This window comes from Bacillus cereus group sp. MYBK245-2 (assembly GCF_051916145.1).
GTDB classification, from domain to species: Bacteria; Bacillota; Bacilli; order Bacillales; family Bacillaceae_G; genus Bacillus_A; species Bacillus_A pacificus.
This window is the reverse complement of sequence record NZ_JBQAGB010000009.1, coordinates 104561-115747: the sequence shown is the minus strand read 5'-3', so window position 1 is coordinate 115747 and position 11187 is coordinate 104561. Positions and strand designations below refer to the sequence as shown.

Here is an 11187-nt window from a genome sequence, read left to right as displayed (position 1 = left end):
ATTCTTTTTCCTTAGAACAGGAGAAGGGAAAAGTTAATTTTTATTTCTATGGGAACAGTATTTAACCAGCAACCCAACTTTTATCAAACATGTTTTGCAACATTTTGAGGTATCCTGGTTACTGTCATATTAGTTGTAGGGGAACAAAATGATGTTAGTCAATTAGAAATTAGAAAATAATCCTTCTAATTTTAAGTTATATAATTACGTTCCTCAATTAGATATTCTCCAACATACTGATCTATTTATTACACGTGGAGGAATGAATAGTTCCAGTGAAAACTTATATTTTGGTGTTCCCATGCTAGTTATTCCAGTTATGGGAGGTCAGCCTATAGTTGCTCAAAGAATAAATAGAAGAATTAGAAGCCGGAGTCCAGCTAAATTATAATTTGCTTACTCCAGAAATATTAAGTAATACAGCAATGCAGGTGTTATCAAATGATATTTATACAAAAAACAGCTATAGAATCGGAAAATATTAAAAAAGCGATAGAGAATATAACAAGGCAGTCGATAAAATTGAAACCTTTAAATTTAAAATGGGTGTTAGGTAAAGCAAAACTACTGTGACTTTAAAAGTGAACTATAAAAATGAGTTATATGGAGGGAACAAAAATGAAGAATTTAGAACAAAAATATCAAGAAACTAACTATCTACAATCTTATGAGAAAAGTCTAAAATTATGGCCAACTAATTTTTCATCTTACTTTGTACAAACATCGCAAGGAAAGACTCATATTATTGAAAGTGGTAATAAATTAGCACAACCTCTCGTATTACTCCATGGGGCAAAAATGAGTTCGACAATGTGGTATTCAAATATTTTACAATGGAGTAAACAATTCAGAATTATGTGTGTTGATATTTTAGGAGATAAAAATAAAAGTATTCCTAAAAAAGACTTTACAAATCGTTTAAGTTACGCACTATGGTTAAAAGAAGTATTACATACATTAGAAATTAGTAGTACGAATATTGTAGGATTGTCATATGGTGCTTTGCATACCGTTAATTTCTTGACATTTTTTCCAGAGATGGTAAATAAGGCTGTAATAATGAGTCCTGCAGCAACGTATATTCCTTTTCATCCTTTGTTTTTTTCCTATGCTTCAGGAATGATGAATAGTAGGGAAGGGGTCGAGAAATTTTTAGATTGGATTTTTAATAAGCGATACACTATTCATCCTTTTATTCAAGAACAATTGATAGCAGGAATGATGCGGAATAATTCTGTGAAAAATGAAACTCCAACAGAACAAGGATTTCCATATATTTTTAAAAATCAAGAGTTGGCCAAAATTCAAACGCCAATGCTGTTAATGTTAGGAGAGAATGAAGTAATGTATAATCCAATAGAAGCTTTCAAATGTGCTGAAAATTCATCACCCAATTTAACTGTAGAATTGGTGAAAGATGTAGGCCATTTAATGTCTATGGAGAATCCTCAATATATAAATGATCGCATTTTAAAATTTTTTAATAAATAGGACAACCTCTAGTATTCCATTGCAGACGCTACATGGGGTAGCACCACATGCCCATCAACTTAACATTTTGAAGTGCCCCCAAAACGAAAATTTTATTGTTTTATAGTTATTTATGAGAACTCAACTCATGTTCTTCGTTTTGGGGAGTTACCAATTTCTTAAGTTGATGGCAATTGTGGTTAGTTTAAATCTTTGTATCCGCAATCATATTTGTTCACCAAATTGAGGTTTATCATAGGAATCGCATCATATGTCTGTCAACTTGGATTAGTACCAACGTTGCTATAATAAGGGAGAATGTAAATATTTTAAATAGTAGAGTTTTGAGTTCCGGAACTTTTTTTGTGGAGTTACTTCAAAATCTTAGCTTGCTAACGATGTGTGGCGATTCCTAATATCTGCATAATATTTAGTCATATATCTTTAGTATATTAATTTCTTGAGAAATATTGCAACAGAAGCGTTCTATATATTAGATATATCATTTTTGTAACATGAAGGGGCATAGAATAGTACGGTAAAGAGTAGGATTAATGTTAGGTCATTCAATAGTTATACTGATAGGGAGGAAATTAATGAAAAAACTAACTTTTAACGATTTGAACTCGCCGGAAACTATGCGTAATCCCATTATGTTCTATAAAAACCTTATGGAGCAAAAAGAGCGTTTCTTTCACATTGATGACTTTTATGGAATGGGAGGGGCATGGGTTGTATTTCACTATGATGATGTGGTTGCTATTTTAAAGGATTCCCGTTTTATCAAAGATTTACGAAAATTCACACCGCCTCATTATAAGCAGAATCCCATTGAGGAGAATACAGCAGTGAGTAAACTATTTGAATGGCTTATGAATATGCCGAATATGCTTACGGTAGATCCTCCTGATCATACTCGCCTACGTCGGCTAGTCTCTAAATCCTTCACACCACGTATGATTGAAGACCTTCGTCCTCGTATTCAGCAAATTGCCGACGAATTGTTGGATGTTGTACAGGAACAAAGAAAGATGGAAATTATTGCAGACTTTGCTTACCCACTACCCATTATTGTCATTTCAGAGATGCTTGGGATTCCCGTCACTGATCGAAATCAGTTTCGCGCATGGACACAAGAACTGATGAAGGCCTCAGTGGATCCTGGTCAAGGGACTGCAGTGACAGCAACACTTGAAAAGTTTATTAATTATATTGAAGTATTGTTTAACGAAAAACACCTAAATCCTAGTGATGATTTGATAAGCGCGCTAGTTCAAGCAAAAGAGCAAGAAGACAAGTTGAGTAAGAACGAGCTTCTTTCGACAATCTGGCTGCTTATTATCGCTGGACATGAAACGACAGTTAATCTAATTAGTAATGGTGTACTAGCGTTACTTCAACACCCTGAACAAATGAATTTACTAAGGCAAGATCCTTCTCTGCTGGCTTCCGCTGTCGACGAACTTTTACGCTATGCTGGCCCAATTATGTTTAGTAGCCGTTTTGCTAGTGAAGATGTGAAAATACATGGAAATAGAATACGTAAAGGTGAATTGGTTCTACTCTCCCTGACTGCTGCAAATATTGATCCGAACATATTTCCTTATCCAGAGGAATTGAATATTTCACGGGAGGAGAATAACCATTTAGCCTTTGGGGCTGGTATACATCAATGTTTGGGAGCTCCATTGGCGCGTTTAGAAGGACAAATTGCATTAGACACTTTGTTAAAGAGGCTACCTAATCTCCGCCTAGCAATCGAAGCAGATCAATTGATTTATAACCATAGTAAAATTCGTTCCCTTGCAAGTCTACCAGTTATTTTCTAACCTAAGATCCGACATTAGTACCGATAGTGATTAAATTATATATAGTTTTGGAATAAAAGTTGATTAAAAGTACCTTATAAAACTCGATTTCAGATAAGGGTATCGCCACATTGTTATAAAACTAAAAATTTATAGTACCCCAGAACGAAAAATTTGTGTCATTTATAGAAAGAAGGTCATTCTTATCGTTTTGGGGATACTTCAAAATATTAAATTACTGGTGGTACTAGCCCAAAATAAATCCTAGATACTAGTGCTAATTAGTCTGTTTATTTTGCTTAGCCAACACAGAGAATCATATTAATTCAAGCCCTCTATACTTCTCGACAGAATATATAATATTCTCCACGAGCCATTCGTACATCTGCACTATACAATGTATCTTTTAAAAAAAGTAATCGGTTTTGTTTTACTTTCAAACATTATTAGGCACACCAATATAATCCGTAAATAATGTTAATGAAAAAGGTGAAAGGATTTTTAAAGATAAAAATAGAAATCTATATAAAAAAATATTTAAATGGTAGGGATAATATGAAAATCGGTAAGTTTGGAGAAGTAAATAACTTAAGTATTGATACAATTAGACATTATATGGATCTCAGTCTCATTATTCCTGAAAAAAAGGGGGGACACTATTTTTTTGATGAGTATTGTCAAACAGATTTAGAACTTATTTTACATTACAAAGACCTAGGGTTTAGCTTGAATGAAATTAAAGAGCTATTTTTTTATAAAAATTTAGCGAAATCTATGAATTATGAAAAAGATACTTTTTACCAATCTTTATTTAAACTGAAATATGACAAGATGGAACAGGAAATAGAACTTTTGGAGAAGAAACGGGATAAATTAAAGAGAGTGTTACATGATTTATTATTAACAAATGAAACTTCTAATTCAATTATAGGGATAGATTTAAGTATACAACATTTACTGACATGTTCTAAGTGTAGCAAAAAATTAATTCTTCAAGATGGAATTATTAATAACAATCAAATTATTGAAGGAAAGTTAATTTGTAATTGTGGAGAAGAATACATTATTACTTCAGGAATTATATCTGCTGGTAAATTATTTAAAGCAAATGAGCAAACGTCACTTGAAAATATTATTTCGGATTATATTCATGAAACTGATAATGCATATTTGGAAAATATGCATAGAGAAGGGGAATGGGCGAAAAAGAAACTAATACATTTAGATTTAAATAACAAATTAATACTAGATATAGGATCAGGACTTGGATTCTTTTTGAGGAGCATTTATGAAGAACTACCCGAAGATTGCCTATACATCGCAGTAGATAGAGATTTCAATAAACTTTTATTTTTAAAAGACGTATTAGCGAGAAAAAATCCGAGAAGAAATATTCTCTTTATCTGTGCGGATTTTTTGAACATCCCTATTCAAAATCGGTCAGTAGATATTGTAATTGATCACTCTGGTACGAGCAATTATAGTTTTGAACATGAGGATTTTTTACTTCACGAATTAAACCCACTTTTTAAATCTGATTGTTATTTATTAAGTTTATTTATTTTATTTAAAAATTTCAGCTTAAATAGCCAAATTACAAATAACTTTCGAGCAAATTTTACACTTTCAAAAATAAAGAAAGAACTCCAAAATCTACAGTTTCAATCCATTGATGAAAGTACTTCAAATTATTTGAAACGAGGCGGAAAGTACGAGGCTTTCTTTGTTCAAGGTGAAGAAATTTATACATATTCATTTTTCGGAAAAAGATGGGGTTAACCCCATCTTTTATTTATTTTCCCTTCAAACTTTTCAAATCGTACATATTGCGATTGGGTTGACCCGAGAACTTACAATGTACGTAACACAAAATTAGGCAGGGGGAAAAGTTATGGCAAGTTTACGATTACATATGGAAAATAAAAAAAGAAACCAAGAGCTAAGAAATATTTGTTTATATTCAATTGCAAAAACAGTATCACTATTCGGTAGCTCTATTTATAGTTTTGCATTAGGATTGTATGTTTTACAAATAACTGGATCAGCGTTAAATTTCGCGATTACGCTCATATTAGGAACAATTCCAATGATTGTTATGAATCCATTTGCCGGTGTAATTGCTGATAAGGTTGATAAAAAGAAACTCGTCGTTTGTATGGACGTACTAAGCGGATGCTTATTAATAACTGTTTATATATTAAGCAGCTATTATGGTTTAAACTTATTCATCGTTTATACTACTACCTTTCTTATGACAGTATTTACAACATTTTTTGGAATAGGGTTAGAGGCTGCAAAACCAAATATCGTCTCTAAAGAGAGACTAATGAGTCTTAACTCTATAAGTAAAATTATCGACTCTATATCTTTAATTCTAGGACCTATGTTAGGAGGCATTGTTTTTGCAGTCTTTGATATGAAAACTTTTATAATTATTAACGGTATTTCATTTATCCTTTCGGCTATATCCATATTGTTTATAAACTTTAAATTGTGTGAGCAATACATAAATGAGGAATGTTCAATTAGAGAAATTAAATTTATTAAAGATATAAAGGAGGGATACTCTTACTTAATGGAGCGGGAAAGCTTAAAAAATACGTTTTGTATTTTAATTTCACTTAATTTCTTCTTAGGGTTTGCTGTAACTGTTCCATTGCCATACATTATTAATACAGTTCTCAATCTTAGCTCTAAACAATTTGGTATGATTCAAGGGACTTTCCCGATAGGTATGATAGTTGGTGCAATGTTAGTGAAAAAGATAACGAATCGTTTTTCTTATTCCTATCTATTGAAAAAAATAAGTTTTATGTTGGCAATTTTTATGATAGTTTCAGGTGCCCCAGTCCTATTCAAAAGTATTGAAGTTAATAATATTGTATTTGTTACTATGTATTGCGCTATTATGTTCTTTTTAGGGCTAATGATAGCATTAATCGATATCCCTTTAATTTATTTTATGCAAAGAGAGATTCCAGATGAATATAGGGGCAGAGTGCTTAGTATTGGATTAAGCGTAGGTAAAATGATGCAGCCGATAGCACTGGTATTATCAGGTCTATTATTAAATCATATTCCAGCCTACACGCTTCCAATTGGAGGAGGGATCGTATTTCTTATTTTGAATCAGGCTTACTCAAATAAATTGAATTTAGAAATTCATTCAAAAGGGTATAGTGTTGAACGTAATTAAATAATATCGAAAAAGCGCAGGATCATCATCCTGCGCTTGTCTATCGTAATTCAGCTGTTTTTCTAATAACAATCTTATCAATATCATCTTCTTCATCACCAATAAATAACCCGCGTTCTTTTAAATACGCCTCAAAATATAAATCTGCTTCTGCACGTTCATCATATGGTTTTACAGATAGAACGAAACCTAATTTGTTTTGTTCCTCTAGATGAGAAGTGGAAATGTATGCTGGTACATTGTGTCGTAAAAAGAGTTCTTTAACTGGAATAATCATATCTTTCATTAATTTCGTTAACATACCCATTTCAAACTCGAAATTAAAGCGATCTATACTATATAAATCGGCGAATACTACACCGATAAAACCTGTATTAAATACTTCTTGATATTCTACGTCTTCGTCATGATTACCGTAAAAATTCTTTTCGATTAAATAATTTACAAAATAAGCAACACCGTCACTTTGTTCAAATGGTTTCGTTGAAAGAACAAAGCCGATTTTCTTTTGTTTATGTAAATATACACATGACATATATGCTGAAATGTTATGTTCCTTAAATAGAGAACTTGTTGCCCCAGAGAGACCATCTAATACGTGATGAACAATTTGAAGTTTTTTACGAGCGAAATAATAGGATTTCTTTTGTAACTCCAATGTATCAATAAAGACAGAGCCGATAAAGCCTGTATTTGAAATGATAGGTGTTTGCTTTTTTCTTCCTCTGCGCTTTGCTTGAGCCATTGTAAAAATCATCCCTTCATGTACAATTAAAATAAAAAGAACGTTTGTTCGTATATTTATATTTTACTATTAAAACGCTATAAAGTAAAGGGTTTTTGACGAAAAAAACAACAAAAAAGACACCTGCAAAAGGTGCCTTAAACGCTGTGGGGAAGAGGGTTCATCCCCACAATTTATATTATGATACAGAAACAATCTCTTCTGTATCTTCTACATCTAAATGACAGTCCATTGTACGAACATCTTGATCTTCATGACTTCCGAAATAAATAGTAATTTTCATATGTATCGCTCCTTTATTCTAGGAATACCTAAAATAATTACTAGTAATGATAATATTTATTATATACCACTTTTTTCATTCCGACAACGTTATATCATTTTTTATTCTTTAAGGGCGCAAAGAGTAATGTAAAGAGGTATTTTTATAGAAATAGGTACATTTCTTATATGTTATATTTAATACTGAAGTATTCGAATACAAATTTTATAAAAGGAGCAAAATGGATGAATTTTAAACAGTTACTAATAGATAATTTTACATATAAAACTTCATATATTGCGCGGCAGGCACAGGGAATGAATGTGAAAGAAACGAAGGATTACATTGCTGTCGACTGTGGTTTACCTGCAGATACATTTAATATCATTACTTTACTAAACAATAATGTAACAGAAGGGATCGAGAAATTATATAAAGAGGTAAACAACTATAATCAAAAGAAATTTCCAATGAGTGTTTGGTTTTGGGATGATAGGTACGAGCAGACTATAAAAAGCGAATTAATAAAACTGGACTTAAAAGAAGCAGAACAAAATATTGCAATGGTCGCAGAATTAAATACAATTCATCCGACAATAAACATGCCAGAAGGTTTTACAATACAAAAAGCATCTTCACCAGAACAAATTAAAAAGTTTGGAGAAACGTTAGCTAATTTGTTTGGGTCATCAGAGGAAGGTATACATGTACAAGCATTCTACAATCAAACTGCTTCTTTCGACTTATGGAATAGTGGGAATATGAACCTATACTTAGGACTTTATAAAGATGAAGTCATATCGGTTGGTTCATTAGTATGTACAAAAGATAGTATTGGTATTTATGATATAGCAACGAAAGAAGAAATGAGAGGAAAAGGATTTGGTTCTACTATGTTTCATTACTTGCTACAAGAAGCAAAGGCATTAAACGTTGCTCAATGCGTATTACAAGCTTCACCTGATGGGATTAATATTTATAAAAAGGCCGGTTTTCAATCTGTTGGACAAATGACTGTATTTGAAAATCGACATTTATTTGAATAAATTATTCAAGCCAAATTGCTTTCATGTAGGAGTTAATAAATCATTATGAAAAAGATATATATCGTTACAATACTTTGCATCTTTATAGTAATAGGTACTTTTGTTTTTCATAAAGTAAATGAACGTAAGTACACGAAAGCTATTAATCAATCAACTCATATAAAAAACATTGCACATAGAGGAGCTTCTGCGTATGCACCAGAACATACAATAGCAGCTTATACATTAGGACAACAATTAAAAGGAGATTATATAGAAATAGATCTCCAAATGACAAAAGACGGATATTTAGTAGCTATGCATGATGAAACATTAAATCGTACTACAAATGGTACAGGACTAGTCAAGGAACATACATTAGAAGAAATAAAGCAACTAAATGCAGGCTCTACTTACAATAAAAAGTATCCAAATTTAGCAAAGAAAGAATATGAAAATGCTAAAGTTCCAACACTCGAAGAAGTAATTGAAGTGTTTGGGCATGACGCGAACTATTATATTGAAACAAAATCACCTGATGAATATCCAGAAATGGAAGAAAAGTTATTAGAAATTATTAATCACTATGAAATACAGGATAAAGTTATTATTCAATCATTTAGTGAAGAAAGTCTGCAAAAAATTCATAATTTAAATGTTAATATACCCCTGGTGCAATTATTATCCTATAAGAAGGCAGTTCAATTAACTGAATTAGAGATAAAAAAGTATAAAACATATTGCATTGGTCTTGGAATGAACTATAAATATATTGATTCAGCTTACGTAAAGAAAATAAAGAAACAAGGATTAGAAGTTCATCCATTTACTGTAGATAATGAAGCAGACATGAAAAAGTTACTATTATGGGGAGTTGACGGGATGTTTACGAATTATCCGGATCGTTTACATTCATTATTAAAGTTTTAATTAAAAGAAACTGTTTTTAACGTAATAGTTTATATAGGTTTTCGAGTAATATATAATTAAATTAATCTAGTTAAACTAAAAAGGAGTGTAAGTAGGATGAATATATTAGCTGTTGTCCCACGCCTCTATGTTTCAGACTTACAAACTCATCTAGAATTTTACAAAATACTATTAAAGCAAGAAAAACCACACGAATTTCAAATGAACGGAACGCATGTGATTAGATTTACAAATTTACTTTTAATTGAAGAATTAAAAGAAACAATTAAGAATCATGTTGCTGCAACGATTGTAATTGATGATCTCAACGAAGTAAAAGAACTAATCTTAAACTATAACGGCGTAATGATTACTGAACCAATACAAGTACCCACAGGTATGAAAATGATAATTCGTCATCCAGATGGTAATATCATTGAATACATAGAGCCGACATTGAAATGAAATATGAAAAAGACGTGAAGAAGAATCCAATAAGCATATTGGATTCTTTTTTTGCTAGTTTTACGAACCGAACGCGAAAGAATACGACATTAGGTATTATTTTTCATAAGTTTAGTCAGAAAGTAACGAAAATGTAATGAATTTTAACTACGCTTTTTATATTTTTTTGATACACTGGCTACGAGAGGAATACCGATTAATGTAGGTAAAAACCAAAACCATATAGGTGGCAGTAAATTAATTATGGGAATATGAATACCGACGTTTACTAAAAGTGCGGTTACCGCACCTATATAAGAACCTAACATACCTCTAATATGGTGGTGGATCCAATTTTTCCAGCGTTTTTTTCTTGCAAGGTAGCCATAAATCGCAAAAGCATAAGAGAAAATTGCTACATAAAATAAATATGCGATTTTATCCCAGTTTATAATGGATAATATAATTGCAGTGAGGGTAATAACAACATAGGATGCATGATATATTTCGCCCCATTCCGTATGTTTCCCTTTCTTCTTTTGAGCAACCATCGCCACAATACCGGTAATTAAACATATTGTTCCAAATAAAATGTGGATGGTCAAAAGAACATTGAAAATACTCATAATAATTCCTCCTTTTTTATTTCTATAGTATTGCAGTATAGGAGAAAAGTTGAAACATATCGTTTATTCGTCTTAATATATTGAAATAAAGGTACTCTTAGAACAAATTTTCTTGAATTTAGTGAGTCACGTATTACGTGAAATGAAGGAGAGACTTCCATGTTTACATCTATTACATATTTACAATCAGGGAATGACAAGCAACAAAAGGTTTATGATGTTTTGAATAAACTAAACATCATGGAGGATTTAGCTTTATATAATCCCGTTCTTTGCGGGACTATACCTATAAGAATTGATACGCTTCAATCTGACTTAGATATAGTAATGGAAGTACATAACTTTGATGTTTTTGAACAAGAAATGAGATCTTTATATGGTTCTTATGAAGGATTCAAAATAAAAAAGAAAAAAATTAAAAATACCGAATCGATAAAGGTGAATTTTAAATTTGAAGGTTTTGATTTTGAATTATTTGCCCAGCCTAAGCCAGTGCGTAACCAAAATGCGTATAGACATATGATAGTAGAACACATGTTATTAATGCAGCATCCACATATAAGGGAAGAAATTATTCGCTTAAAAGAGAAAGGTTTAAAAACAGAGCCTGCTTTTGCTCAAGTATTAAACATTGTCGGAGATCCTTATGACGAACTTATTTTATTGGGACAGGAAATGAGATTGTGGTAAATAAGATATACA

At 31.5% G+C, this 11187-nt stretch carries 11 protein-coding genes and 1 pseudogene; 9 read left to right on the top strand and 3 right to left on the bottom strand.

Going from position 1 to position 11187, the window contains the following annotated elements:
* Nucleotides 1–223 precede the first annotated feature (223 nt).
* The 3 genes from ACTFRN_RS16365 (at nucleotide 224) to ACTFRN_RS16355 (ending at nucleotide 3299) form a co-directional block, all read left to right on the top strand.
* Entirely contained in the window at nucleotides 224–391 is a 168-nt protein-coding gene (locus tag ACTFRN_RS16365; protein ID WP_318825955.1) for a glycosyltransferase, read from the top strand.
* A gap of 227 nt (nucleotides 392–618) precedes the next feature.
* Entirely contained in the window at nucleotides 619–1491 is an 873-nt protein-coding gene (locus ACTFRN_RS16360) for an alpha/beta fold hydrolase (protein WP_014893674.1), read from the top strand.
* 575 nt (nucleotides 1492–2066) lie between these two features.
* Nucleotides 2067–3299 (top strand): cytochrome P450 family protein, encoded by a 1233-nt coding sequence (locus ACTFRN_RS16355; RefSeq protein ID WP_014893673.1) that lies wholly within the window; start codon nucleotides 2067–2069, stop codon nucleotides 3297–3299.
* A gap of 314 nt (nucleotides 3300–3613) precedes the next feature.
* Here ACTFRN_RS16355 and ACTFRN_RS16350 read toward each other — a convergent pair.
* Nucleotides 3614–3725: pseudogene (locus tag ACTFRN_RS16350) on the bottom strand (DUF4318 domain-containing protein); the annotation flags it as partial.
* A 108-nt stretch (nucleotides 3726–3833) separates the two neighbouring features.
* On the opposite strand from ACTFRN_RS16350, the gene ACTFRN_RS16345 reads away from it, so the two are divergent.
* Together ACTFRN_RS16345 and ACTFRN_RS16340 are read left to right on the top strand one after the other, a co-directional pair.
* Nucleotides 3834–5057, top strand: coding sequence for a methyltransferase domain-containing protein (locus ACTFRN_RS16345; RefSeq protein WP_014893672.1), 1224 nt, complete (start codon nucleotides 3834–3836; stop codon nucleotides 5055–5057).
* Between the two features lie 112 nt (nucleotides 5058–5169).
* On the top strand, nucleotides 5170–6474 hold the full coding sequence (locus ACTFRN_RS16340; RefSeq protein WP_088106760.1) for an MFS transporter: 1305 nt from the start codon (nucleotides 5170–5172) through the stop codon (nucleotides 6472–6474).
* Nucleotides 6475–6514: 40 nt separating this feature from the next.
* On the opposite strand, the gene ACTFRN_RS16335 is transcribed toward ACTFRN_RS16340, so the two are convergent.
* Nucleotides 6515–7231, bottom strand: a complete 717-nt coding sequence (locus ACTFRN_RS16335; RefSeq protein WP_124878297.1) for a hypothetical protein — start codon at nucleotides 7229–7231, stop codon at nucleotides 6515–6517.
* Between the two features lie 495 nt (nucleotides 7232–7726).
* Between ACTFRN_RS16335 and ACTFRN_RS16330 the strand changes: the two genes are divergently transcribed.
* The 3 genes from ACTFRN_RS16330 (at nucleotide 7727) to ACTFRN_RS16320 (ending at nucleotide 9880) form a co-directional block, all read left to right on the top strand.
* Nucleotides 7727–8527: a GNAT family N-acetyltransferase gene (locus ACTFRN_RS16330; RefSeq protein ID WP_001009763.1), complete on the top strand. Its 801-nt coding sequence runs from the start codon at nucleotides 7727–7729 to the stop codon at nucleotides 8525–8527.
* Nucleotides 8528–8572: 45 nt separating this feature from the next.
* The gene (locus tag ACTFRN_RS16325; RefSeq protein WP_000725558.1) at nucleotides 8573–9436 is read left to right on the top strand and encodes a glycerophosphodiester phosphodiesterase; all 864 of its coding nucleotides are present in this window, start codon (nucleotides 8573–8575) and stop codon (nucleotides 9434–9436) included.
* Between the two features lie 96 nt (nucleotides 9437–9532).
* Nucleotides 9533–9880, top strand: a complete 348-nt coding sequence (locus ACTFRN_RS16320) for a VOC family protein (protein WP_001022863.1) — start codon at nucleotides 9533–9535, stop codon at nucleotides 9878–9880.
* Nucleotides 9881–10023: 143 nt separating this feature from the next.
* On the opposite strand, the gene ACTFRN_RS16315 is transcribed toward ACTFRN_RS16320, so the two are convergent.
* Nucleotides 10024–10485, bottom strand: coding sequence for a DUF2306 domain-containing protein (locus ACTFRN_RS16315; protein ID WP_000021776.1), 462 nt, complete (start codon nucleotides 10483–10485; stop codon nucleotides 10024–10026).
* A 159-nt stretch (nucleotides 10486–10644) separates the two neighbouring features.
* On the opposite strand from ACTFRN_RS16315, the gene ACTFRN_RS16310 reads away from it, so the two are divergent.
* On the top strand, nucleotides 10645–11175 hold the full coding sequence (locus tag ACTFRN_RS16310) for a DUF4269 domain-containing protein (RefSeq protein ID WP_000495174.1): 531 nt from the start codon (nucleotides 10645–10647) through the stop codon (nucleotides 11173–11175).
* Nucleotides 11176–11187: the final 12 nt, after the last annotated feature.